Source organism: Thioclava sp. GXIMD4216, from assembly GCF_037949285.1.
GTDB lineage: Bacteria > Pseudomonadota > Alphaproteobacteria > Rhodobacterales > Rhodobacteraceae > Thioclava > Thioclava litoralis.
Genome location: NZ_CP149927.1, coordinates 36,387 through 59,798, shown reverse-complemented (window position 1 = coordinate 59,798; position 23,412 = coordinate 36,387). Strand labels below are relative to the sequence as shown.

Here is a 23,412-nt window from a genome sequence, read left to right as displayed (position 1 = left end):
TCTCCGGCCCTCGGGGCCGTTTCCTTGTGTTTTTCTCTGGCTGCGGCAACAAATGCTGCCGCGCAAGGCCAGACTGTTCAGAATGGTGACCACATGACGCAAACCCAAATCGTAACAAGCGCGGATATCTCGGTATCCGCCGCACAGGCACTGGTCCAGAAAGGCGTGGATCAGGCACTCAAGGCACAGAAGAACCTCAGCTTTGCGGTGGTCGATCGTGCCGGATATCTGGTGGCGTTCGCACGTATGGATGGGGCGGCGCTGGTGACCGTCGATGTCGCAATCGGCAAGGCCCATGCGGCGGCGTTTCTCAAGGGGCCGTCGAAAGGCTTCGAGGATATGATCAATTCCGGCAGCCCGTCGATGGCCACCGTGCCGAATGTTCTCCCGCTGCAAGGGGGGATGCCCATCCTTTATAACGGGCAGATTGTCGGTGCGATTGGTGTGAGCGGCTCGTCCGGTGACGATGATCAGGCCACGGCTGCCGCCCTTGCCGGAAGCTTCCAGCCGTAATCCGGCCTCTTTACCGCACGGACACAGTGGCCCGTGCGGGGCGTGTCCAGCCTTTGTCCGGGTCGCAACGGCGACCTGCACGAGGCATTGAAAAAAGGAATATCCAGTGACTTTAGCGCAAAAAACCGTCGTTGTGATCGGCGGTACGTCGGGATTTGGGAAAGCCACCGCCCTTTCGGCGGCAGAGCTTGGGGCAAAGGTGACGATCACCGGACGGGATCGTGCCAAGCTTGATGCGGTCATCGCAGAGATGGGCGCGGCGGGGCATACGGTATCGGGGGCGGTGCTGGATGCCGCCGATCCGGCCTCGATCAGCAGCTTCTTTGACCAGATCGCGCAGTTCGACCATCTGGTTTCGATGGCGGGCGGCTTTATGGGCGGCGGGTTCCTCTCTGCCGATTATGAAACGATCCATCGCGCGGTTGAAGAGAAGCTCTTTGCCAATCTGCGCATTGCCCGTGCGGCAGCCCCAAAAATCGCGCAAGGTGGCAGCATGACGTTCACGGCGGGGTCCGGCGGACGTCCGCAAGGGGCGTCGGGCGCGATTGTCGGCAATGAATCGATTTCGACGATGGTGCGTGGTCTGGCCGTGGAACTGGCTCCGAAGGCCCGTGTCAATGCGGTGTCGCCGACATGGACCGTCACGCCGCTGTGGCGTGGTATGTCAGAGGCGGAGGTGGCGCAGACCAAGCAACATTTCTCGGATCTCATCCCGTTGGGGCGCACTGCCGAGATCGCAGAGGTGTCCTCGGCCTATCTGTTCCTGATGCAGAATGGTTTCATTACCGGTCAGACCCTTGCGGTCGATGGCGGGGTCGATCTGGTCGGCTAAACTCTCCCTGCCGTCGGGCCGCTGGTCCGGCCCGACGGCGACCTGATGTGATCCGGTTGGGGCGGTCGTTTTTTGGGCGCGAGCCTTGTGATCTGCCTTCATTATTAGCGTTTCCGGTCCGGTTCTGGCGCAGATCCCGTATAGGGCTTGCCGCTCCGGTCGTTCCGGCCCGAAGCTGGGCCTCTATAATAATGACAAACGACTGGACAAACTATGACGGCTCAAACAACGCCCACGGGTGCTGTGCTTTCGGTGCGCGGCCTCTCGGTGGCTTTGCCCAAGGCGCTGGACCGGCGCTTTGCGGTGGAAAATATCAGCTTTGACCTCATGCAGGGCGAGATCCTGTGCATCATCGGGGAATCCGGCTCGGGGAAATCGGTGACCGCCAGCACGGTGATGGGGCTTTTGCCCGATGTGATGACGGTCAGCGCGGGCGAGATTACCTTTCGCGGCAAGGACCTGCTGAAACAGCCCGAATCCGAGTTTCGCAAGATGCGCGGGCGGGCGGTGTCGATGATCTTTCAGGACCCGCTCTCGGCGCTGAACCCATTGATGACCATCGGCGACCAGATCCGCGAGGTGCTGGACACCCATCAGATGGGCGATAAGGCCAGCCGCGCCCAAAAGGTGGTCGAGATGCTGACCGAGGTGGGCCTGCCCGACCCTGCGCTGATCCAGCATCAATACCCGTTCCGCCTGTCGGGCGGGCAGCGTCAGCGGGTGATGATCGCGATGGCTTTGGCGCTGGACCCCGATATCCTGATCGCGGACGAGCCGACGACCGCGCTGGATGTGACCACGCAGGCGCAGATCCTTGATCTGATCCGCAAGGTGCAGCGGCGCAAGAATATGTCGGTGATGTTTATCACCCATGATTTCGGTGTGGTGGCCGATATTGCCGACCGTGTGATCGTGATGGAAAAGGGCCATCTGGTCGAGCAGGGCGATGCGGCATCGGTGCTGGAACGCCCGACCCACCCCTATACCAAAAAGCTGATCGCCGCTGTGCCGACGCTACGCGAAGAAGACCGCCTGCGCGATAAGGCGCCGCCTGTGGTGATGGAGGTGAAGAACCTGCAAAAGACCTATCGCACGCGCTCGGGGTTTCTGGGCAAGATGCGCGAGGTCCATGCCGTGAATGACATCAGCTTCACCCTGCGCAAGGGCGAGACGCTGGGGATTGTGGGCGAAAGCGGCTCGGGGAAATCCTCGATGGGCAAGGTGCTGATGAAGCTGATCGGGGTCGATGGCGGGCAGATCAACTTCCGTGGCGAGGACACGCTTGCGCTGAGCGAGGCCGAATTCCGCCCGCTACGCGCCCGCATCCAGATGATTTTCCAGGACCCCTATGCCTCGCTCAATCCGCGCTTCACCGTGGGGCAGGCGATGTGTGTGGGGCCGGTGGCGCACCGGTTGCTGACCCATGCGGATGCGCGCAAGAAGGCCGAGCGTCTCTTGCAGACCGTCGGGCTGGAGGCGCAGGCCTTTGACCGCTACCCGCATGAATTCTCGGGCGGTCAGCGCCAACGGGTGGGGATTGCGCGCGCGCTGATGTTCGACCCCGACGTGATTGTGGCGGATGAGGCGGTCTCGGCGCTGGATGTGTCTATTCAGGCGCAGGTGCTGGACCTGTTGAACCGGCTGCAACAGGAGAGCAAGCTGGCGATGGTCTTCATCACCCATGACCTGCGCGTGGCCAGCCAGATCTGCGACGATATTCTGGTGATGCACCGCGGGAAGATGGTGGAATACGGCCCGCCCTCGCAGATCTTCCGCAACCCGAGCCATGACTATACCCGCAATCTGGTCTCTGCGATTCCGGGAATGGCGGCCTGAGGGTCGGCGTCTTACGGGCGGCGCCTGCCGTCGCCCGATCCGGCCTGTTTCACAAAATGCATCCGTGACGCGCATCTTTCTCTGTGGGAACCGGTGCAAACGCATCAATTCCGTGCAGTAGTTGTGAAGCGCAACCAATATCGTTGTGTTTCACAACTTTCCTCTTGCCCGAGGCCGCAAATGGCGGAACCCTGAGGGCAGGAACCGGAAAGGAGCGACATGGCGGATTTTGACCTTCCCCCCGAGAATGACGACCCGCCCATGATCATCGGCGGGCACCGGATCGACATTCTGGAAGGGGCGCTCAGCTGGTATATCCGTTCGCTCGATTCCATCGTCTCGCGCGATCTCGACAAGCGGATGGCGCATCTGGAGATCGCCAAGGGCAAAGGCAAGATCACCGCGCTTTTGCTGGTTGACGACTACCCCGCGATCCGCCCGTCCGAGATTGCCGAGGTGTTGATGCGCGACCGTCCGGCCACGGGTCGCATTCTTGACCGCATGGTGGAGCAGGGGCTGATCCGGCGCGAGCCTTCGCCCGATGACCAGCGCGCCCAGTCGCTGTTTATCACTGAAAAGGGCCATGCGCTGTCGTTAGAAGTCCGCGAGATCATCCGCACGCAGGAGGCCGAGTTTTTCCATATGATTCCCGCACCCGAGCGTCAGGCGTTCAAACGGATGCTGAAAAGCGCCTATATCAATATGAGGAAGAGCTGGCATGACTGAGCCGCGTTGTGTGATGATTTCAGGGGCCAATCGCGGCATCGGGGCGGCGGTGGCCAAGCGTCTTCATGAGGCGGGCTGGGCCCTGAGCCTTGGCATGCGTCGCCCCGCTTTGCCCGCTTGGGCCGATGCTGCGCGCGTGCAGGTCTGCGCCTATGATGCCACCGATCCCGCCTCTGCCAACGCTTGGGCCGAGGCGGCTTTGGCACGCTTTGGGCGGATTGATGCGCTGGTGGCCAATGCGGGCATCGCCAATCCGCAGGATGTGGTAAGCATTTCCGATGGTGAGATGAACGCCCTGTTGCAGGTGAATGTGATGGGCCCGCAGCGTCTGGCCAAAGCCGCTTGGGAGGGGCTGAAGGTCTCGGGGCAGGGGCGGGTGATCCTTTTGGGCTCGCTTTCCGGCAAAAGGGTGAAATCGGCGCGCTCCGGCCCCTATTCGGTGTCGAAATTCGCGGTGGTGGGGCTGGCGCATGCGCTTCGGCACGCAGGATTCGATGACGGGATCCGCGCCACCGCCATTTGCCCCGGTTTTGTGGCCACCGATATGGCGCAAAGCCTGACCGACCGGGACACAGCCGCGATGACCCAACCCGAAGACCTTGCGCAGGTCATCGAGATGATGATCAACCTGCCCAACACGGCGAGCGTCGCCGAATTTCATGTGAATTGCCAGCTCGAGGAGAGCTTCTGATGCCCGGTCCTTTTGTTGTTCCTGTTCATGGGGATGTGGATCTGCCCGAAAAGGTGGATGTGGTGGTGATCGGGGGCGGCATCATCGGCACCTCGACCGCGCTGGAACTGGTCGAGCGTGGCCTGAAGGTTGCGCTTTGCGAGAAGGGCGGCATCGGGCACGAACAATCCAGCCGCAACTGGGGCTGGGTGCGGATCACGCGCCGCGACCCGCGCGAGGTGCCGCTGATGGCCGAAGCGCTGCGCATCTGGGACGGGATGGCCGAGCGCACGGGTCGCGATCTGGGCTTCAAACGCTCGGGGATCGCCTTTGCCTGCGCCGATGACAAAGCCTATGCCGAGCATGAGAAGTGGCTTGAGAACCTGCGCGATTACCAGATCGATAGCCGGATGATCTCGGCCGATGAATTCGCCCAGCTCAATCCGGGCTGCAAGATGAAGGTGAAGGGCGCGCTTTTTACCGCCGCCGACGCCCGCGCCGAGCCGCAAAAGGCCGCCCCCGCCATTGCCGAGGCCGCCCGCGACAAGGGCGCCTATATCCTGACCGAATGCGCCGTGCGCGGCATCGAGACCTCGGGCGGTTATGTCTCGGGGGTGGTGACCGAGCGCGGTCCGATCGCCTGTGAACAGGTGGTGCTGGCCGGTGGCGCTTGGTCGAGCCTCTTCGCCCGCAACAACGGGCTGCGCCTGCCGCAGCTGAAGGTGAAAAACTCGGTCATCCGCACCAAGCCGCTGGAAGGCGGGCCGGAAATGGCGATCTGGTCCGAAGGTTTCTCGATCCGCAGGCGGCAGGATGGCGGCTATACGATTGCCGACGGCTTCCGCAATATCGTGGATATCGTGCCCGATAGCTTCCGCTATATGAAGGACTTCCTGCCCGCGCTTGGTGCCGAATGGAAGGCGCTGATGTTGCGCTTTGGCGGGCGTTTCTATGACGAGGCCCGCATCCCCAACCGCTGGCGGCTGGATGAGGCAAGCCCTTTCGAATATAACCGCGTGCTTGACCCTAAGCCTGCGTTCAATCTGCAAGACAAGGCGCTGGCCAATTTGCGCGAGGCATTCCCTGTCTTCAATGACGCCCAGATCGCGCAACGTTGGGCAGGGGCCATTGATGTGACGCCCGACGCCATTCCGGTAATCTCGCCCGTCGACCAGATCCCCGGTTTCCATATCGCGACCGGCTTTTCCGGCCACGGTTTCGGCATCGGGCCTGGCGCGGGCCGTCTGATGGCCGATCTGGTCACTGGCCGCACGCCCGTGGTCGATACAAAGCCTTTCCGTTTCAACCGCTTCAGTGATGGCACAAAGATAGAGATTATCAGCGGTTTCTAACCCGTCAGGGGGCGGCCCATCGCCCTGTGACACCCTAAGCGGGGCCAACCCGCACTCTCGACAGACAGACCTATCCCCGCAAGCCACCCGCTTTGCGGACCGGGATAGATTTGCCTGCAACCAACAACAGGGAATGCACGATGACGCAAGATCACAAGACCACATTCACCCGCCGCCAGAGCCTGATGATGATGGGGGCGGCCGGTTCGCTGGGCCTGATGGGGCCAAGCCTTCTGCGCAAGGATGCGGCGCTGGCGGCCAATGCCTCGCCCGAGGGGCAGCTGGTGCTGGCCTTTTCGCAAGAGCCCACCGTTTTCAACCCTTTGATGCCGCATATCGAGGTGGATGAGGGCATTTATTACGCCATTTTCGATACGCTGTTCGATTTCGACCCCGAGGGTCAGCTGTTCCCGATCCTTGCCGCTGAAGTGCCCACCGTTGCCAATGGCGGGATCTCGGAAGACGGGCTGAGCTGGAAGGTCAAATTGAAGGACGGCGTCACTTGGCACGACGGCACGCCCTTCACCGCCGAGGACGTGAAATTCAGCCTCGAGCTGACCGTGAACCCCGATTTCCGGTCCTTCCGCTCCACGGGCTATAAGTTCATGCGCGACATTACCGTTGTCTCGCCCACCGAGATCAGCTGGACCATGTCCGAACCCTTTGCGCCGCTCGCAGGCGTTCTGGCCTCGACCTATATGATCCCGAAAGCCGCCTTTGACGGTCAGGCCGATCTGAACAATACGCCCTTCATGAACAGCCCCATCGGCACCGGCCCCTATAAGTGGAAGACCCGTATGGCGGGCGACCATATCGAGCTGGAAGCCAATGCCGATTACCATATGGACGGGCCGCATCTGAAATCGCTGATCATCAAATATGTGCCTGATCTCAACGTGATGTACACCCAGTTCAAATCGGGCGACATTGATGTGGTGGGGCTGCAATATATCTCGCCCGACCATCTGGCCGAGGCCGAGAAACTGCCGGGCAAAGTGGTCAAAGTGGCAGGCACCGCGACTTTCGAGAGCTTCGGTCTGAACATGCAGCGCCCGCAGTTTCAGGATCTGGCGGTGCGTCAGGCGCTTTATGCGGCCATCGACAAAAGCTCGATCATCGATGCGCTTTACTACGGCGTGCCGACCCCCACCGAGACCTATATGCCGCAGCAGAGCTTCTACTATAACCCCGATCTGCCCAAGCACGAGTTTTCCATCGAGGCCGCCAACAAGCTGCTGGATGATGCAGGCTGGGAGAAAGGCGCCGATGGCATCCGCGCCAAGGATGGCGTGACGCTGTCCTTCACCAATTCCACCACTGCCGGCAACCACCTGCGCGAACAGGCGCAGCAGTTCATCCAGCAGACCTTCAAGGAAATCGGCGTGGATATGCAGATCAAGAACCTGCCGCCAGCCGTGATGTGGGGCGATTACTGGATGAATTCGGAATTCGATACGGTGGTTGTGGGGCTGAACTGTCTGGCGGGCGCCGACCCTGATACGTCGGATTACTTCATGTCCACCATGTCGCCTGCCTTGGGTGGTTCGGGGCAGAACACCTTCGCCTATCAAAGCGAGAAGGTGGACGAGCTGCTGAAGGCCGGTGCGAAAAGCTTTGTGCCAGAGGACCGCAAGAAGATCTATCAGGAACAGCAGGCCGTCATGCGTCATGACCTGCCCTTCCTGCCGATGTTCCAATACGCCGTTGTCAAAGGCTGGAAGGACGATGTCGCAGGGCCCACGCCCAATGTGAACAACCGCATCGATACATGGAACGTGCGCGACTGGTCGCGCACCTGACCCCCAGCCGGAGGGCGCATCCCTCCGGACCCTGTCCCTCCGCGCGATCCGCGGAGGGGCCTTTTCCCCTATTTCCGAAGCCCCAACCGAAAGGCACGACATGCTGCGCTATATCCTGTCCCGCCTCGGGCAAAGCCTGATCCTTCTTGTCATCGTCTCCTGTATCGGCTTTTGCGTGCTGTCGCTGGCCCCCGGGGGGCCGCTGTCGCAATTCGCTCTCAGCCCCGGCATGACGCAGGAGCAGCTGGCCAAGATCGCCGAGCAGATGGGGCTGAACCGCCCGCTTCCGGTGCAATATATCGACTGGCTCAGCCATCTGTTCGTGGGCGATTGGGGGCAAAGCTACCGCGACGGCCAGCCCGTTCTGGCGGTCATCGGGCGGCATCTTTTCGCCACGCTTTTGCTGATGGGCACGGCGACGGTGATTTCGGTGACGCTGGGCTCGGCCATCGGGATTTTCTCGGCGCTCAAACGTGGGGGCGCGTTTGACTATACGATGACGGTCTTTGCCATGGTCGCGCTGTCGATCCCGACCTTCTGGTTCGGGCTTGTCGCGATCTATGTCTTCTCGCTCAATCTGGGCTGGCTGCCTGCGGGCAATATGTACACCGTGGGCGATGGGTCGGTGCTCGATTACCTGCGCCACCTGATCCTGCCCGCCATGGTGCTGGCGCTGGTCGATGTGGCGATCTGGTCGCGCTATATGCGCACCTCCACGCTCAATGTCATCAAGCAGGATTTCGTGCGCACGGCCCGCGCCAAAGGGCTGACTTCGCGCCGTGTGCTTTTCAAACATATCGTGGGCAATTCGCTGGTGCCGATGATCACCTTGGCGGGCTTGCAGCTGCCTATGGTGCTGGGCGGCGCTCTGGTGACCGAGACCGTCTTCACATGGCCCGGCATGGGGCGGCTCTTCCTCGATAGCCTTGGCTATAACGACTATCCGGTGGTGATGGGGCTGCTGATGGCCTCGGCCATTCTGGTTCTGGTGGGCAATCTGGCCGCCGATCTCATTGTTGCGCTGATCGATCCGCGCATCCGTCTGGACTGAGGAGGCTTTGATGACCACCACAACAACCGATCTCGCGCCGCGCCGCAAGCTCTTCCAGTCCCGCGCGCTGCGCCGCTTTGCCTCGCATAAGCTGGCGCTTCTGGGGCTCATCATGGTGCTGGCGCTGACCGTGGCCTGTTTCGCGGGGCCGCATTTCCTGCCCTATGACGAACTCTATATCGACCTGCGCGCGCGCTTTGCGCCTCCCGGCACTGGCGCGCATATCTTCGGCACCGACCCTCTGGGCCGCGATATCGCCGCGCGGCTGTTCCATGCGGGGCAGGTGTCCATGGCGATCGGCTTTGCGGTGATGGTGATTGCCACCGCCATCGGGTCGGTCATCGGGGTGCTGTCGGGCTATTACGGCGGTAAGGTCTCGGCGGTGCTGATGCGGATCGTCGATGCGTTTCTGTCCTTCCCGTCGGTGTTTTTGCTGCTGGCGCTGGCGGCCTTTATCCAGCCCGGGCCGGTTATGATCGCGTTGATCATTGCCGCCACCAGCTGGATGGAGGTGGCCCGCATCGTCGAGGCCGAGGTCAAAGCGCTAAAGGGTCAGGATTTCGTGCAGGCCGCCCAGATGCTGGGCCTGTCCGAGCGCTGGATCATGTTCCGCGAGCTTCTGCCCAATGCCATCGGCCCGATCATCGTGGCCGCCACGCTGACGGTGGCCCGCGCGATCCTGCTTGAGGCCTATATCTCTTTCCTTGGCTATGGCATCCAGCCGCCGCTGCCATCTTGGGGCAATATGCTCAATGGTGCGCAGCAATATCTCGATAGCGCGCCTTGGCTGGCCATTGTGCCCGGTGTGGCGATCACCATTGCCGTGGCGGGGTTCAACTTTATCGGAGACGGTCTGCGCGACGCCTTCGACAGCCGCACCGATCTGTGAGGGCATGATGCGCCGGTTTTCCCCCTTCGAGGACACGCTCTGGTATGCAACGGCCGCCCCCGCGCCGCAGACTCGGCCCTTGCAGGGCGATGTGCAGGCGGATGTCTGTATTGTGGGCGCGGGCTATTCCGGCCTGACCACGGCTTTGGAGCTAGCCAAACAGGGCGTCAGCGTGGTGGTGCTTGAGCGCGCTCAGGTGGGGTTTGGCGGCTCGGGGCGGAACGCGGGCCATTGCACGCCGACCTTCACCCATTATTCGCTGCCCGATCTGCGCCGCGTGTTGGGCGAGCCTTGGGCCGAGCGGCTGATCCACCGCCAGACCCGCGCCAATGACCGCGTGGGCGCGATGATCCGCGACTATGGGATCGACTGCGAATGGGAGCAGAACGGCTATGTGCAGGGCGCTTTATTCCCCAGCCATATCAAGGTGATGGAGAAACGCGCCATCGAATATAACGCGGTGGGCGCACGCACGCGTATGCTCGACCGCGCAGAGGTTGCGGCCATCACCGGATCGCCGCGCTTCATGGGCGGGTGGTATCACGAAGAGGCGGGCGGGCTGAATGCGCTTGGCTATGCGCGGGGGCTGGCGCGGGCCGTCATGCGCGAAGGCGGGCAGATCTTCACCGAAAGCCATGTGACGGGCACCTCGCGCGAGGGCGGCCAATGGGCGGTCACCACGCCGCAGGGCAGGGTGCTGGCCGAGAAGGTGATCTATACCACGGGCGCCTATACGGTGGCGGGTTGGCCGAAGCTCGACCAGACCTTCCGCATCCTGCGGGTGTTTGTGGCGGCGACCCAACCTCTGTCGCCCGAAACGCAGGCCCATCTTCTGCCCAAGCGCACCACCATTCAGGACGGGCGCGGCGATATCTATGTCTATAAATACAGCGCGCAAAACCGCATTGTGGCCTCTATGTTTCCGATGGTCCGGCGCGGCTATGACCGTGCGCTCACCGCAAAGATCATGACCGACCGTCTGAAGTGGCTGCATCCCGAAATCCGCGAGGACATCCGCTGGGACTTCTTCTGGACCGGCGAGCTGGACATGCAGCGCCAGACCGTGCCCCGCCTCTACCAGCTTGCCCCCGGCGTGGTGGCGATGACTGGCCTGTCGGGGCGGGGCGTGCCGACCGGGTCGATGCTGGGCGGTATTCTGGCGGATTGGGCGATGGAGGCCGAATTGGACCTCCGGCTTGAACCGCTCAGCGCTCAGCCGCGCTATATGGACGTGGCGCCCAAGGCGGCGCTTCTGGGCTATCGGTTGCGCGATAATTTCAAGGCTTTGCGACAGGGCGCGCCCCTGCCGCCCCATGCATAAGACGGGGTGTTCCCGTCTGATTTAAGGAGAAGACCCATGCCAGGACCGAAGCTTGACCCGGTCGAAAGCGATGCCGTCCTGCCGAAGGCGGTGGATGTTGTGATTATCGGTGGTGGAATTGCGGGCACCTGTGCCGCGCTTGAACTGGTGGACCGCGGGCTGAAGGTGGCGATCTGCGAGAAGGGCGAGATCGGGGCGGAACAATCCAGCCGCAACTGGGGCTGGGTGCGGCTGACCCATCGTGACCCGCGCGAGATGCCCCTGATGGTGGAAGCCGTGCGCATGTGGGAGGGGCTCAACGAGAGGGTCGAGGCCGAGACGGGCTATCGCCAGTCGGGGGTGACCTATACCTGTGCCAGCGATGATGTGCTGGAAGAAGAAAAGGAATGGGCTGATCTGCTGCAAAGCTACCAGATCCCCGCGCGCATGATCACCCGTGAGGAGGCGCTGGCTGAATATGAGGGGATGGATCTGCCGATCAAGGGCGCGCTTCATAACCCCAAGGATGGCCGCGCCGAGCCGCAAAAGGCCGCGCCTGCCGTGGCCCGCGCCGTGCAGGCCCGTGGTGGCAGCGTGCATCAGAATACGGCCGTGCGGATGATTGATGTCAAGGATGGCCGCGTGACGGGTGTGATCACCGAATACGGGCGGATCGCCTGTTCGCAGGTGCTGCTGGCGGGGGGCATCTGGTCGCGGTTGATGCTGGACAATATGGGCATCTACCTGCCGCAGCTGCGCACCAAGAACACCGTGTTGCGGACCTCCCCCATGGAGGGCGGACCCGAAGGCACGATCAAGTTCCGCGAATTCGCCATGCGGCGCCGGATGGACGGCGGCTATACCATCGCCTCTTCCGCCAATAGCCGCTACGAGATCACCCCCGATAGCTTCCGCCTGTTCGGTGCCTTCCTTCCGGCGCTGAAGAACGAATGGCGCGGGCTGCGTTTCGGCTTTGGCTCGGCCTTTGTGGACGGGCTGAAGACCAAGCGCAAATGGAGCGCCAATGATGTGACCCCCTTCGAGGAGAACCGCATCATGGACCCCCAGCCCGAGACCGCCTTTATCGATAAGGTCTTTGAACGCGTTTCGTCGCGCTGGCCCAAGATGAAGGGCATGAAGATCGAACAACGCTGGGCGGGGATTATCGACGTGCTGCCCGATGTGATCCCTGTGATCTCCGGCACCGAAGGGGTGAAGAACGGGGTCAAGGGGCTGTTTGTCTCGACCGGATTTTCGGGGCATGGCTTCGGGCTTGGTCCGGGAGCGGGGCGGCTGGTGGCCGATCTGATGACCGGCCATCCGCCTATCGTGGACCCCTCGCCCTTCCGGCTGCACCGTTTCTCGGACGGGTCGAAAATCGCACCGATGAGCGGCATCACCCGCAGATGAAAAAGGGGGCCAAGCGGCCCCCTTTCCTTAGCGATGCACGGTATGATCTGAGGCTTTCCACTCGTCCCAGCCGGGCTGACCCTGCATGAAGGCCTCAATCTCGTGCTGGTTGGCCTCCAGCTTGGGATCATGGCGCAGGTAGTGGCGCGTTTCGCGGGCGATCAGCCCCGACAGGATCAAGAGGCCGATCAGGTTCGGGATGGCCATCAGCCCGTTCATCACATCCGAGAAGTTCCACACCACACCCAGTTGCATGGTGCAGCCGATATAGACGATGGCCGAGAACAGCACGCGGAAGGGCATGACAAGGCGGCGACCGAAGAGCCGCTCGATATTGCGTTCGCCGTAATAGGCCCAGCCGAGGATGGTGGAATAGGCGAAAAGCACAAGACCCAAGGTCACGATCCAGTCGCCCCAGCTTCCCGGCAGCCCGTGGGAGAAGGCGCGGGCGGTCATCACGGCCGCCGAGATCTGCTCGCCGGTCACGGGGTCGAGCTGGTTCCAGACGCCGGTGGTGACAATCACCAGACCGGTGCAGCTGACCACGATGATCGTATCGATAAAGGTCTGTGTCATCGAGACAAGCCCTTGCCGGACGGGGTGGCTGGTCTGGGCCGAAGCTGCGGCAATCGCCGCCGAGCCCATGCCGGATTCATTCGAGAAAATGCCGCGTGCCACACCGAATTGCACAGCGATCATGATGGTCGAGCCCAGGAACCCGCCGGTGGCCGCCGAGCCGGTAAAGGCGTCCGAGAAGATCTCGGCCAAAGCCGCCGGAATGGTGCCCGCATTGGCGATCAGAATATACAGCGCGCCCAGCACATAGAAGACGATCATCGCAGGCACCAGACCCGCCGTTACCCGACCGATGGACTTGATCCCGCCCACCAGAACAACCAGCGTCATCACCGCCAGCACCGCGCCGGAGATCCATGTCGGGATATGGAAGCTCTGGTCGAGGTTCGAGGCGATGGAATTGCCCTGCGTCATATTGCCGATGCCGAAACAGGCGCAGACCGCGAAAATCGAGAATGCGATGGCGAGGAATTTCCCGAATCCGTTCGGAATGCCGCGTTCGAGGTAATATTGCGGGCCACCCGATTTCTCGCCCGCCGCATCGGTGACGCGGAAGCGCACACCGCAGAAGGCTTCGGAATATTTCGAGGCCATCCCCAGCAGGGCCGTTACCCACATCCAGAACAGCGCCCCCGGGCCGCCCACGCTGATGGCGGTGGCAACCCCCACGATGTTACCGGTGCCGACAGTGGCCGCCATTGCGGTGGTCAGCGCCTGAAACTGGCTGATATCCCCTTCGGCCCCATGATCGTGACGGCGCCACAGACCAAGGCGCAGCGCCGCGCCAAGACGGACAAACTGCAACGCGCCCAGTCGGAAGGTGAGAAAAATACCCGTTCCCAGAAGGAGAGGGATAAGAAGGTAGGGGCCCCATACGATGCCCCCGACTGTTCCCAGAAAGGATTCCAGAGTGTCCGTCGTCATCAACTGTCTCTTTATTCAATAAGTCATCCCGAGCAAAACGTCGGGCCTGAAGCCGATTGTCAAGCCGAAGGCGGGGTGGATGTTTGATCGATTGATTAAGAAAAATGCCTGAAATGTAGAGTGTGGGTGAAAATATTTGCATCAGGTGCATGTCGGCTATGTGAAAAAAAGCGTAAAATAGAGCGTTTCGCTGGCCGGAGGCCGCCGTTGATATGCCAAGGGTTTTCGTAAACCGGCGCGCAATTATGCGTTTATGTTCAATATTTAGACCGATCTGGCCGGTTGTTCTCGGATGGCGGCGGTGGACGGGATGTCGTGCCGCGACAAAATCCCTGTTCCCGATCCGCCATTTCTACAAAACGGCTCAGGCGATTATTTTATGCGTCTCATTTCTGAGCCTATCGAGGAGGTATATTGAAATTGCAAATCCGGCTGTTGAAAATCTGGGTGGTCCTGAATGCCGTATTGGCGGGGGCCGATTGTATTTTCTGCGTTTATGTTCTTGGCTTGGCATGCGGCTTTGCCAGCGTGTCGGGGCACTGTCAGCATATCGGGGTCGCGTCCCTGTTTGTCGGCTCGCGGGAAGATTTCCTGTTTCTGGGGCTGCCGTTGCTGGTGCTGTGCGGTCTTTTGATCCTGTCGGGCACAACGCTTTACATCCTGTGCCGGAAGGCACCGCAAAAGACGCTCAAGGCAGAGAGGCCCTCTTTGCCATGCGGCAGATGACGTCAAACCGGATAAGGCCTGAGGCGCGTGCGCTGTGGCAGGAAGGCCGATGCTTTGTGAAAATAGGCTGCATTTTCACGGCCGGATTGCCAAACGTGGCGAAGTTGGGCAAAATCATGGCAAGATTAAGGCAGTATCCAGATCCGGTATAAAACCCCGACAGTGTATCGCGGTTGTCCGGACCAGAGGGCAGGGCAGTGGTTTTACGTATCTTCGGCGCCAGTCTTCGGGCGCTATTACTGGCATTCGTGATCTGTGTTCCGGCGCTTCTTCTGCCCGGAGCAGGGGCCGATACGATGCAGGTCGTGGCCTTTGTCGCCTTGTTTCTCGCAGGGCTGACCGTGTTCGAATACAGTTCCGTCTATCCCTGCCTTGTCGAATTCCGCGATGCCGCGCCCTATAACCGCATCCGTTTTCTGGTGTTTTTCGGGCTGGTGATCCTGTTGTCTCTGGCCAGTATCGCCCCTGCGGTGCCCAGCACCTTCAACCGGCTTTTGCTGGCGCTCGGGCATGCTTTCGGCGGTCTGCTGGATTTCCCCTATAGCCCCTTGCGGCTTCTGATGCAGGTTCTGCCCGCTGCGGCGCAATCGCGTTTGGGGGTGTTGCAAAGCCTTGCGGGGCTTGCAAGCATGGTGTGCCTGACGGGCATCGGGGCTTTTCTTGTGGCGATTCATGCGCTGGGATGGCCCAACCGGCAGGAGCGGTTCAATGTCTGGGTCAATCTGCCGACCTTCGATCCGACGATGGGCGGGGATGTGGTGGACAGGTTGCGCCGCGATTCTTGGGTGAATGCGAGTGTCGGTGTGGTTCTTCCCTTTCTGCTGCCGGTGCTGCTGAAGCTGGTCTCTATTGTGTTTGTTTCGGTGATGCCGCGCAGCCCGCATGCTTTGATCTGGCTGGTGATCCTATGGGCATTCCTTCCTACGGCTTTGGTGATGCGTGGCATGGCGATGGGCCGGATCGCGGCGATGATCGCGCAACGCAGGCGTCACGCCCGTGCCGAGGCCGAAGCCGGAGACGACGGTACCTATCAGGCGGCCTGATCTGTGTGGCCCTGTGGCTATGGGGCCTGACACTGGCCGTGGCTGAAGAGGCATCGGGGCTGCGGATTGCGCTTTGGGATCCGCAGCTTGGCCGGAAGGGGCCGGGGCTTCTGTATCGCGATATTCTTGCGCGGAAGGACCCGCAGGTTGCGGCCAGTGTCGCGGAAATGGCCAGCTTGTCTGCGGATGTGCTGCTGCTTCTTGATTTCGATTGGGATGCGCAGGGGCTGGCGGCAGAGGCCTTTCGCAAGAGCCTTGCCGCGCAGGGTCTGGACTATCCCTATGCATTGCATCTCCAGCCCAATAGCGGTCTGCCATCGGGGGCGGATCTGGATGGGAACGGCGTTCTGGGCGAGGCAAGGGATGCGCAGGGATATGGCCGGTTTACGGGGCAGGGCGGGGTGCTGTTGCTTTCACGGTTGGAGATCGGGCCGGTGCAGGATCTGAGTGGCACGCTCTGGCGGGACATGCCGGACACTCTGATCGCGGGCGCGGGCCTGTCCGAGGCGGCGCAGCGGGTGCAACGCCTGTCCTCCACCGTGCATTGGGATGTGCGCGTGCACGAGGCCGGTCACGCATTGCGGCTTCTGGTCTGGGCTGCCACCCCCCCGATTTTCGACGGGCCCGAAGATCGCAACGGGCGGCGCAATCATGACGAGACGGCGTTCTGGTTGCCCTATCTTGCGGGCTTGCCCGACGATCCGCCCGTGGTGATGCTGGGGCGCGCCAATCTGGACCCCGACCAGTCCGAAGGACGCAAGGATGCCTTGCAGGCGCTTCTTGCCCATCCAAGATTGCAAGATCCCCGTCCCGCATCCACGGATGCCGCGCAGCGGGGAAGCCCCTTTGCCACGAGCGATCTGTCGGGCAGGCTGCTGCGGCTGGATTACATCCTGCCGGATCGGCGGTTGCAGGTCTCTGGGGCCGGAACGCGGTGGCAGGCTCCGGCCCATGTCTCGCCGCGTTACAAGATGGTCTGGGTCGACATCGCTTGGCCATGCGATTGCGCACGGGGCGATTGATCGGCGGCGCGACCCTCGGGTTTGACCTTCATGCCGCGCATATAAAGGTGCTCGAAGGCGATCCGGTCCAGTGATTTGGTCTCATAGGTCGGGAACAGCATGCGGAACGGACCTTCGTCAATGACGTGGTCATTTTGGTAGAACGCACGGTTGGCCGCCATCTGACGCCCGCTTGCGCTGAACTGTGCCCGCCACCACGGATAGGATTTCAGGCGGATCTTCTTGTCGATCTGTCTGGAGAGGCTCTCGGCGAGCTGACGGGCGGAAAAGCGCGTGCCGGGGAAGGGAATGTCCAGAAAGCCGCCGCCTTCGTCTGCGGTTTCGGCCAAGGCCACGGCGACCCGCGTCAGATCTTCCAGATCGGCATGGATATGCAGCTTGTCCGCCGGACCCAGCGCCGTGATCTCGTGTTTGGCAAGCTTGGGCAGGACGAGGCTGTTCATCAAGGTGGCCTGTGCGCCCGGCATGACGAAATCGCCCGCCCGCAGCATCAGCATGGCATGATCGGCATCGGCGGCCTCGCGATAGCGCTTTTCGGCCTCGCTGCGGGCTTTGGCACGGCGGCTGACCGGCGCGTGGGGGCAGTCGGGGCCCCACGCCGTGCCGCTGCGGCCATAAATGTGGAAATTCCCCGGGACGATGACCGAAGCCCCCGAGTTGCGGGCTGCGGCAATCACCTTCTTGGTCAGGTCCGGCAGGTCGCGCTCCAGCTCTGCGGTATTGGCGGGATTGGTGGCGTTGATGATCCAGCGGGCACCGCGCGCCGCAATCGAGACATCCGAGCCGCGATGGTAGCGGTCGACATCCCAGCCTGCGGCACGGAAGGCGCGGGCGGCGGCGGCTCCGAAAAGCCCCCCCATCCCGAGAATCAGGAGTCTGCGAGTCATGCGTTTTTCCGTTCTGCTCTTTATGGTCCTATCATGCAAAATCGGACGCCCCTGCGCGAGCGGCTGATTTTCACGACTGCGAAACCTCGCCTATGACGCTGCGTCATCTTCAATGCTGCCGATTTTTTCTCCCCGCGCACCGTCCTCCGGTGCCGTCCAAGTGCACGTTCGGAACTTGACCCCGAGGCGGGCATTGGCTACGCCCTCGCCCAACCTTGTCTTATTGGCCAGTTGGGCCTGAACATGCGGGAGGTATTTCATGGCAAACCCTTCGATCCTCATTCTGGCGGGCGACGGCATCGGCCCCGAGGTCATGACCGAAGTCAAAAAGGTCATCAACTGGTTCGGCGCAAAGCGCGATGTGGCCTTTGATGTCTCCGAAGATCTGGTGGGTGGCGCGGCCTATGACGTGCATGGCGTGCCGCTGTCGGACGAAACCATGGCCAAGGCGCAAGAGGTCGATGCGGTGCTTCTGGGCGCCGTGGGCGGCCCGAAATACGACGTTCTGGATTTCTCGGTGAAGCCCGAGCGCGGTTTGCTGCGTCTGCGCAAGGAGATGGATCTTTATTCCAACCTGCGCCCCGCACAATGCTTTGACGCGCTGGCCGATTTCTCCTCGCTGAAAAAAGATGTGGTCGCCGGTCTGGATATCATGATCGTGCGCGAGCTGACCTCGGGCATCTATTTCGGCGAGCCGCGCGGCATCATCGTTGAAAATAACGAGCGTGTGGGCATCAACACCCAGCGCTATACCGAGAGCGAAATCGAGCGCGTTGCCCGTTCGGCCTTCGAACTGGCCAAGCGTCGCGGCAACAAGGTCTGCTCGATGGAGAAGGCCAATGTGATGGAGTCGGGCATCCTGTGGCGAGAAGTCGTGCAGCGCGTGCATGACGAAGAGTATCCCGAAGTCGAGCTGTCGCATATGTATGCCGATGCTGGCGCGATGCAGCTGTGCCGCGCGCCCAAGCAGTTCGACGTCATCGTGACCGACAACCTGTTTGGCGATCTGCTGTCGGATGCGGCGGCGATGCTGACCGGCTCGCTTGGCATGCTGCCCTCGGCAAGCCTTGGTGCGCCGATGGCCAATGGTCGCCCGAAAGCGATGTATGAGCCCGTGCACGGCTCGGCCCCCGATATCGCGGGTCAGGGCAAGGCCAACCCGATCGCCTGCATCCTGTCGTTCTCGATGGCGCTGCGCTACAGCTTCGATCTGGGCGCGGAAGCCGACCGTCTGGAAGCGGCCGTGGAAAAGGTGCTTGCCGATGGCGTGCGCACCGCAGACCTGCTGGGCCCCGAAGGCGGTGTGCCGGTTTCGACCTCGGAAATGGGCGACAAGATCATCGAAGCGCTCGACGCCTCGCTCTGATCCCTTTCGTTCCTGCACGCCGCGCCCCCGAACAGAGGGCGCGGCGTTTTCATGTCTGGCTTTGGCCCATATCAGGCCAATGCCTTGCGGATCCTGTCCAGTTGCTGGCGCCGGTCATGGCGCGCTTGCAGGGCGGTGGCCATATCGACCGGCACAAACCGGACATGCATATTGGGCTGGAGCTGGCCGATCAGGTCCATATCCGCCGAAATCACCGTGCCCAGCATGAAATACCCGCCGCCCGAAACCGCATCGCGGTGCAAGATGATGGGTTCTGCCCCGCTTGGCACCTGCACCGACCCGTAAGGGTAGCAGGCATCGGTGATATTTGACGGATCCGATCCTGCGCCAAAAGGCTGGTCCTGTGCGACAAATTCCAAAGGCGTGCCGCCTTGGAATCGGTAGCCCATCCGGTCGGCCTCATTGGCCACGCGCCAGTCCTCCTTGAAGAATTGCGTAAGGCTGGCCTCGGTCAGGCGGTGGTTGTAAAGCCCCGGGAGAATGCGCAGCTCGGCGCGGGCGGCCGGAAGGCGGCGCAGCTCCGGCGGCAGGCTCTTGCCGGTGCCGGCCTTGGCCCCCGTTCCGATCGGTAATTCATCCCCCGGCTGCACGGCCCGCCCCTTGACCCCGCCAAGCGCGCCGATGGCATAGGTCGAGCGCGATCCAAGCGCCATCGGCACATCGATCCCGCCTGCCACGGCGATATAGGCCCGTGCGCCCGCTTGCAGATAGTCGAACGACAGCACCTGACCCGCGCGCACGTCCAGCGCGGTCCATGTGGGCTGGGGTGCACCATCGATCTTGGGCGGCAGCTCCGCGCCGGTGATCGCGATCACGGCATCCTCGGTAAATTCCAGCTCCGGCCCGAAAAAGGCGCATTCCAGACAGGCCGCCCCTTCCTCATTGCCGACCAGAAGATTGCCCGCGCGCAGGGCCATACGGTCCATCGCGCCGCCCATCGGGATGCCCAAATGGTAATAGCCCGGACGGCCAAGGTCTTGCACCGTCGTGGAAATTCCGGCGGAGATCACATTAATCGGCATGGAGCGCCTCCATCAGCTTGGCATTTGTGCCGTCGATATCGGCGTTGAACTCCTCAAGCGAGAAGCGCACAGGGCGGATGCGGGGGGTGTAGCTGCCCTCTTCGACCTCGCGCAGGATACGGTCATATTCCTCGCGGGTGATGGGTTTCCATTTCACGATGTCGCCGGGGCGGAAGAAGACCATGAACTCCTTCAGATGCGCGACCTTCTGCTCGGGGTCGTAGATTGGCATCGGCGTGATGCCGAACATCTGGTAGCCGCCCGCGCCACGCACCGAATAGATGCAGGAGAAACAGCCGCCATAGCCTACGGTCTGCTTTGGCGTATCGGTGCGCGGGCGCAGATATTTGGGCACCTCGATCTGCCGGTCGCGATCCACCATCTGGTAAAGGAACGGCAGCCCCGACACGAACCCCACCATCGACACGAACCAAGGCGCGCCGGAATGCGCCTCGATGAAGGCCTCAACACTGTCATAGCCGTTGATCCGTGCGGCATATTCAAGGTCGGTGGCCGCGGGGTCCTGATGGCGTTCGCGAAAGCGCATCAGGGTCTCATGCGTCCAAGGGTCCTGATAATACACAGGAATTTCAACGATGCGGGTGTCGAGCACGGCAGGGGCCGCCTCGGCCTGTGCCTCCAGCTCCTGCAGCCGCGCCATCAGGTCTTCGGGCGCGATCACATCAGGGTCGAATTTGATCTGGAACGAGGCATTGGCGGGGCAGATCTCGGTGATGCCCTCTATTTTCGCATCGCGCACCGCATTCGTCATGGAAAGCGAGGTAAAGAACGCCTCGAGCGACATGGACGGGTCGACTTCGACGAAGATATGCTCGTCTCCGCCATAGGAATAACGGCAGCTCATGCGGCTTTGTCCTTTTCGGCTGCGATCAGATGGGCGTGGCTGTCCAGCCATGGCTCCAGCCATTTGGTGTGGACGTGATTGGCGCGTAGCTCGGCATCGCCCAGAAGCGCACTGAACAGCGGCGCGGTGGTGGGCAGGCCGTCAACCTGCAATTCGCCAAGCGCACGGCCAAGGCGGGTCAGCGCCGCCTCGCGGGTGTCCGCCCAGACCACCAGCTTGCCCAGCAGCGAGTCATAGAAGGGCGGGATCGCATAGCCCTGATACAGCATGTGATCCATCCGCACGCCCGGCCCGTCGGGCAGGCGCAGCCCGCTGACCACACCGGGGAAGGGCATGAAATTATTGGCCGGATCCTCGGCGTTCAGCCGCACCTCGATGGCATGGCCGCGCCGCTGGATGTCGGATTGGCGCAGCGACAGGGGCGCACCGCCTGCCACGCGGATCATCTCGGCCAGAAGGTCATGGCCGGTGATCATCTCGGTCACCGGATGCTCGACCTGAATACGGGTATTCATCTCGATAAAGTAGAAAGCGCCCGTCGCATCATCATAGAGATATTCCAGCGTGCCCGCACCACGGTAGTTGACCGACTTGGCCAGCGCCACGGCAGACTGACACAGCGCCTCGCGGGTGGTGTCATCGAGCGCGGCCGAAGGGGCCTCTTCCCAGACCTTCTGGCGACGGCGTTGCAGCGAGCATTCGCGATCGAAGAAATGCACCACATCCTGCCCGTCGCCCATGATCTGCACCTCGACATGGCGGGCGCGGGCAATCAGCTTCTCGATATAGATACCCCCATCGCCAAAGGCGGCCTTGGCCTCGGCAGAGGCCTGCGGGGCCAGCGTGCGGAACTCTTCCGCCGTCTCCGCCACGCGTATGCCACGCCCGCCTCCACCGGCGGCGGCCTTGATCATGACCGGAAAGCCGATCTGTCCGGCAAGGGCTTCGGCGGCGGCCATATCGGTGATGATCCCGTCCGATCCCGGCACGGTGGGGACGCCTGCGGCCAAAGCGCTCGCGCGGGCGGCAGCCTTGTCGCCCATCATGCGGATCGTGTCACCCGAGGGGCCTACAAAGATGAGCCCTGCGGCCACCACCCGATCCGCAAAGCCCGCATTTTCCGATAGGAACCCGTAGCCCGGATGGATCGCATCCGCGCCACTGTCGCGGGCCGCTTTCAGGATCGCGTCGATATCCAGATAGGATTTGGCCGCAGGCGCGGGGCCGATACAGATGGCCTCATCGGCCAGTTTGACCGCCAGCATCTCGGTATCGGCTTCGGAATGGACCTGCACGGTCTTGATCCCCAGATCGCGGGCCGCACGCTGGATGCGCAGCGCGATTTCACCGCGATTGGCGATCAGAAGTTTTGTGATCCCCATCCCCTTACTCCATCACGCAGACACATTGGCCGGGGGTGACGGGGGTGCCATCCTCGACGGTGAACTCGGCAATCACACCGGCATCGGCGGCCTTGATCTCGATGAAAGTCTTCATCACCTCGACCAAGCCGACGGTCTCGCCAGCCGCAACGCTGTCTCCGGCCTCCTTGAAGGCGGGCTGGTCGGGGGCGGGTTTGCGATAGAAGGTGCCCGGAACGGGAGAGCGGATTTCGGTGGGCATGAGCAGGATCCTTTCGTGCAGGGGTGGGAGCGTCATTGGCCAAGCGCGGCCTTGACCGCTTGAGCGATCTGGACAGCGTTCGGCGTATCGGAATGGATGCAGATGGTTTCGGCGCGCACCGGCAGATGCTTGCCCGAAACGGTGGTCAGAAGGCCCTCGGACACAGCGCGCAGACAGCGTTCGGCGGCCTGTGCGGGGTCAACGGCCTGATGGTCGCGGGTGATGATCAGGCGGCCTTCGTCGTCATATTCGAGATCGGCGAAGAACTCGGCCCAGAAGGTCAGGCCGCGTTCGGTGTAAATGCGTTCATGCAGGGTGCCCGTCAGCCCCATCACCGGCAGGCCGTAGATTTCGGCGGCATCGGCGACGGCATGCGCGATATGCTCCTGCCGTGCTGCCATGCCGTAAAGCGCCCCGTGCGGCTTGAGATAGTCGAGCGTCATTCCTTCGGCATCCACAAACCCTTTCAGCGCGCCGATCTGGTAGAGAATGATATCCGCCATTTCCTGACGGTCCATCTTCATTTCGCGCCGTCCGAAGCCGGGCAGGTCGGGCAACGAGACATGCGCGCCCACGCTGACATTATGGGCCCGTGCCAGCGCGACGGTGCGCCGCATATGGCTGGGGTCCGATCCGTGAAAACCGCAGGCCACATTGGCCTGTCCGATGAGAGGCATGATCGCGGCATCATCGCCAAAGCGATAGAGGCCGAAGCTTTCTCCCATGTCGCAATTGAGGGTGGCGGGCACGTGCCTCTCCTTTTCTGGCGGATCCGGTCGCGGCAGAACGGCATGTCGGGGCGACGGCCATAGCGGATGCTGGCCGGAGCGGGCAACAGGCGGGTCTTGGCCACGCGATAGCTGCATGCCCGCAGCGCATGGCCAAGAGGCACAGCGGCGCATGGGGGCTATGGCAGGCAGAGCGTCGGATCTTCGGGTTATGGTGTCTCTGTTGGGTGG

22 protein-coding genes are annotated in these 23,412 nt (G+C 62.1%); 15 read left to right on the top strand and 7 right to left on the bottom strand.

The features are described 5' to 3' along the window. Positions 1 to 93 precede the first annotated feature (93 nt). From WDB88_RS13695 to WDB88_RS13645, 11 genes are all read left to right on the top strand, one after another. The gene (locus WDB88_RS13695; protein WP_330646927.1) at positions 94 to 513 is read left to right on the top strand and encodes a heme-binding protein; all 420 of its coding nucleotides are present in this window, start codon (positions 94 to 96) and stop codon (positions 511 to 513) included. 106 nt (positions 514 to 619) lie between these two features. After that, positions 620 to 1,345, top strand: coding sequence for an SDR family oxidoreductase (locus WDB88_RS13690; RefSeq protein ID WP_339109717.1), 726 nt, complete (start codon positions 620 to 622; stop codon positions 1,343 to 1,345). 213 nt (positions 1,346 to 1,558) lie between these two features. After that, a complete protein-coding gene (locus WDB88_RS13685; protein ID WP_339109716.1) occupies positions 1,559 to 3,181 on the top strand; it encodes an ABC transporter ATP-binding protein in 1,623 nt (540 codons plus the stop codon). A gap of 219 nt (positions 3,182 to 3,400) precedes the next feature. Continuing rightward, complete coding sequence (locus WDB88_RS13680; protein ID WP_330646931.1) at positions 3,401 to 3,907, top strand: MarR family transcriptional regulator; 507 nt, start codon at positions 3,401 to 3,403, stop codon at positions 3,905 to 3,907. Beyond that, entirely contained in the window at positions 3,900 to 4,598 is a 699-nt protein-coding gene (locus tag WDB88_RS13675; protein WP_339109715.1) for an SDR family NAD(P)-dependent oxidoreductase, read from the top strand. The genes WDB88_RS13680 and WDB88_RS13675 overlap by 8 nt, the downstream gene beginning before the upstream one ends. Continuing rightward, positions 4,598 to 5,929, top strand: coding sequence for an FAD-binding oxidoreductase (locus WDB88_RS13670; protein WP_339109714.1), 1,332 nt, complete (start codon positions 4,598 to 4,600; stop codon positions 5,927 to 5,929). Before WDB88_RS13675 ends, WDB88_RS13670 begins: the two co-directional genes overlap by 1 nt. 140 nt (positions 5,930 to 6,069) lie before the next feature. Beyond that, positions 6,070 to 7,728 carry a peptide ABC transporter substrate-binding protein gene (locus WDB88_RS13665; RefSeq protein ID WP_339109713.1) on the top strand — a complete coding sequence of 553 codons (1,659 nt, stop codon included), beginning with the start codon at positions 6,070 to 6,072 and terminating at the stop codon, positions 7,726 to 7,728. Between the two features lie 100 nt (positions 7,729 to 7,828). Next, positions 7,829 to 8,779, top strand: coding sequence for an ABC transporter permease (locus tag WDB88_RS13660; RefSeq protein ID WP_330646935.1), 951 nt, complete (start codon positions 7,829 to 7,831; stop codon positions 8,777 to 8,779). A 10-nt stretch (positions 8,780 to 8,789) separates the two neighbouring features. Further along, the gene (locus tag WDB88_RS13655; RefSeq protein ID WP_339109712.1) at positions 8,790 to 9,668 is read left to right on the top strand and encodes an ABC transporter permease; all 879 of its coding nucleotides are present in this window, start codon (positions 8,790 to 8,792) and stop codon (positions 9,666 to 9,668) included. A gap of 7 nt (positions 9,669 to 9,675) precedes the next feature. Then, positions 9,676 to 10,989: an FAD-binding oxidoreductase gene (locus tag WDB88_RS13650; protein ID WP_339109711.1), complete on the top strand. Its 1,314-nt coding sequence runs from the start codon at positions 9,676 to 9,678 to the stop codon at positions 10,987 to 10,989. Between the two features lie 36 nt (positions 10,990 to 11,025). Further along, positions 11,026 to 12,378, top strand: a complete 1,353-nt coding sequence (locus tag WDB88_RS13645) for an FAD-binding oxidoreductase (protein WP_339109710.1) — start codon at positions 11,026 to 11,028, stop codon at positions 12,376 to 12,378. 27 nt (positions 12,379 to 12,405) lie between these two features. Here WDB88_RS13645 and WDB88_RS13640 read toward each other — a convergent pair whose 3' ends face one another. Next, positions 12,406 to 13,878 (bottom strand): sodium:alanine symporter family protein, encoded by a 1,473-nt coding sequence (locus WDB88_RS13640; protein WP_330646938.1) that lies wholly within the window; start codon positions 13,876 to 13,878, stop codon positions 12,406 to 12,408. 414 nt (positions 13,879 to 14,292) lie between these two features. Between WDB88_RS13640 and WDB88_RS13635 the strand changes: the two genes are divergently transcribed. The 3 genes from WDB88_RS13635 to WDB88_RS13625 all read left to right on the top strand — a co-directional run bounded on the left by WDB88_RS13635 (position 14,293) and on the right by WDB88_RS13625 (position 16,669). Further along, on the top strand, positions 14,293 to 14,604 hold the full coding sequence (locus WDB88_RS13635; protein ID WP_330646939.1) for a hypothetical protein: 312 nt from the start codon (positions 14,293 to 14,295) through the stop codon (positions 14,602 to 14,604). 197 nt (positions 14,605 to 14,801) lie between these two features. Next, entirely contained in the window at positions 14,802 to 15,647 is an 846-nt protein-coding gene (locus WDB88_RS13630) for a hypothetical protein (RefSeq protein WP_330646941.1), read from the top strand. A 5-nt stretch (positions 15,648 to 15,652) separates the two neighbouring features. Next, positions 15,653 to 16,669 carry an endonuclease/exonuclease/phosphatase family protein gene (locus WDB88_RS13625; protein ID WP_339109709.1) on the top strand — a complete coding sequence of 339 codons (1,017 nt, stop codon included), beginning with the start codon at positions 15,653 to 15,655 and terminating at the stop codon, positions 16,667 to 16,669. Here the strand turns inward: WDB88_RS13625 and WDB88_RS13620 are convergent. Beyond that, positions 16,612 to 17,556 (bottom strand): hypothetical protein, encoded by a 945-nt coding sequence (locus tag WDB88_RS13620; RefSeq protein WP_330646944.1) that lies wholly within the window; start codon positions 17,554 to 17,556, stop codon positions 16,612 to 16,614. The two genes, WDB88_RS13625 and WDB88_RS13620, sit on opposite strands and share 58 nt — an antisense overlap. A gap of 259 nt (positions 17,557 to 17,815) precedes the next feature. Here WDB88_RS13620 and leuB point away from each other — a divergent pair, with 259 nt between their 5' ends. Continuing rightward, the gene (leuB, locus tag WDB88_RS13615; protein WP_330646945.1) at positions 17,816 to 18,922 is read left to right on the top strand and encodes a 3-isopropylmalate dehydrogenase; all 1,107 of its coding nucleotides are present in this window, start codon (positions 17,816 to 17,818) and stop codon (positions 18,920 to 18,922) included. Between the two features lie 71 nt (positions 18,923 to 18,993). On the opposite strand, the gene WDB88_RS13610 is transcribed toward leuB, so the two are convergent. The 5 genes from WDB88_RS13610 to WDB88_RS13590 are packed head-to-tail and all read right to left on the bottom strand — an operon-like array spanning position 18,994 to position 23,202. After that, positions 18,994 to 19,965 carry a biotin-dependent carboxyltransferase family protein gene (locus WDB88_RS13610; RefSeq protein WP_339109708.1) on the bottom strand — a complete coding sequence of 324 codons (972 nt, stop codon included), beginning with the start codon at positions 19,963 to 19,965 and terminating at the stop codon, positions 18,994 to 18,996. Continuing rightward, entirely contained in the window at positions 19,955 to 20,830 is an 876-nt protein-coding gene (locus tag WDB88_RS13605; RefSeq protein ID WP_339109707.1) for an allophanate hydrolase subunit 1, read from the bottom strand. The genes WDB88_RS13610 and WDB88_RS13605 overlap by 11 nt, the downstream gene beginning before the upstream one ends. After that, positions 20,827 to 22,212 carry an acetyl-CoA carboxylase biotin carboxylase subunit gene (locus tag WDB88_RS13600; RefSeq protein WP_339109706.1) on the bottom strand — a complete coding sequence of 462 codons (1,386 nt, stop codon included), beginning with the start codon at positions 22,210 to 22,212 and terminating at the stop codon, positions 20,827 to 20,829. The genes WDB88_RS13605 and WDB88_RS13600 overlap by 4 nt, the downstream gene beginning before the upstream one ends. Before the next feature lie 4 nt (positions 22,213 to 22,216). Continuing rightward, complete coding sequence (locus WDB88_RS13595; RefSeq protein ID WP_330646949.1) at positions 22,217 to 22,453, bottom strand: acetyl-CoA carboxylase; 237 nt, start codon at positions 22,451 to 22,453, stop codon at positions 22,217 to 22,219. A gap of 32 nt (positions 22,454 to 22,485) precedes the next feature. After that, positions 22,486 to 23,202: a LamB/YcsF family protein gene (locus WDB88_RS13590; RefSeq protein ID WP_330646950.1), complete on the bottom strand. Its 717-nt coding sequence runs from the start codon at positions 23,200 to 23,202 to the stop codon at positions 22,486 to 22,488. Between the last annotated feature and the right edge of the window lie 210 nt (positions 23,203 to 23,412).

What these genes read in the sequence shown, in the direction of transcription:
- WDB88_RS13620 (WP_330646944.1), bottom strand. Translation starts at nt 17,556, where the DNA reads ATGACTCGCAGACTCCTGATTCTCGGGATGGGGGGGCTTTTCGGAGCC.
- WDB88_RS13660 (WP_330646935.1), top strand. Translation starts at nt 7,829, where the DNA reads ATGCTGCGCTATATCCTGTCCCGCCTCGGGCAAAGCCTGATCCTTCTT.
- WDB88_RS13645 (WP_339109710.1), top strand. Translation starts at nt 11,026, where the DNA reads ATGCCAGGACCGAAGCTTGACCCGGTCGAAAGCGATGCCGTCCTGCCG.
- WDB88_RS13670 (WP_339109714.1), top strand. Translation starts at nt 4,598, where the DNA reads ATGCCCGGTCCTTTTGTTGTTCCTGTTCATGGGGATGTGGATCTGCCC.
- WDB88_RS13610 (WP_339109708.1), bottom strand. Translation starts at nt 19,965, where the DNA reads ATGCCGATTAATGTGATCTCCGCCGGAATTTCCACGACGGTGCAAGAC.
- WDB88_RS13640 (WP_330646938.1), bottom strand. Translation starts at nt 13,878, where the DNA reads ATGACGACGGACACTCTGGAATCCTTTCTGGGAACAGTCGGGGGCATC.
- WDB88_RS13680 (WP_330646931.1), top strand. Translation starts at nt 3,401, where the DNA reads ATGGCGGATTTTGACCTTCCCCCCGAGAATGACGACCCGCCCATGATC.
- WDB88_RS13655 (WP_339109712.1), top strand. Translation starts at nt 8,790, where the DNA reads ATGACCACCACAACAACCGATCTCGCGCCGCGCCGCAAGCTCTTCCAG.
- WDB88_RS13650 (WP_339109711.1), top strand. Translation starts at nt 9,676, where the DNA reads ATGCGCCGGTTTTCCCCCTTCGAGGACACGCTCTGGTATGCAACGGCC.
- WDB88_RS13695 (WP_330646927.1), top strand. Translation starts at nt 94, where the DNA reads ATGACGCAAACCCAAATCGTAACAAGCGCGGATATCTCGGTATCCGCC.
- WDB88_RS13685 (WP_339109716.1), top strand. Translation starts at nt 1,559, where the DNA reads ATGACGGCTCAAACAACGCCCACGGGTGCTGTGCTTTCGGTGCGCGGC.
- WDB88_RS13665 (WP_339109713.1), top strand. Translation starts at nt 6,070, where the DNA reads ATGACGCAAGATCACAAGACCACATTCACCCGCCGCCAGAGCCTGATG.
- WDB88_RS13675 (WP_339109715.1), top strand. Translation starts at nt 3,900, where the DNA reads ATGACTGAGCCGCGTTGTGTGATGATTTCAGGGGCCAATCGCGGCATC.
- WDB88_RS13600 (WP_339109706.1), bottom strand. Translation starts at nt 22,212, where the DNA reads ATGGGGATCACAAAACTTCTGATCGCCAATCGCGGTGAAATCGCGCTG.
- WDB88_RS13595 (WP_330646949.1), bottom strand. Translation starts at nt 22,453, where the DNA reads ATGCCCACCGAAATCCGCTCTCCCGTTCCGGGCACCTTCTATCGCAAA.
- WDB88_RS13605 (WP_339109707.1), bottom strand. Translation starts at nt 20,830, where the DNA reads ATGAGCTGCCGTTATTCCTATGGCGGAGACGAGCATATCTTCGTCGAA.
- leuB (WP_330646945.1), top strand. Translation starts at nt 17,816, where the DNA reads ATGGCAAACCCTTCGATCCTCATTCTGGCGGGCGACGGCATCGGCCCC.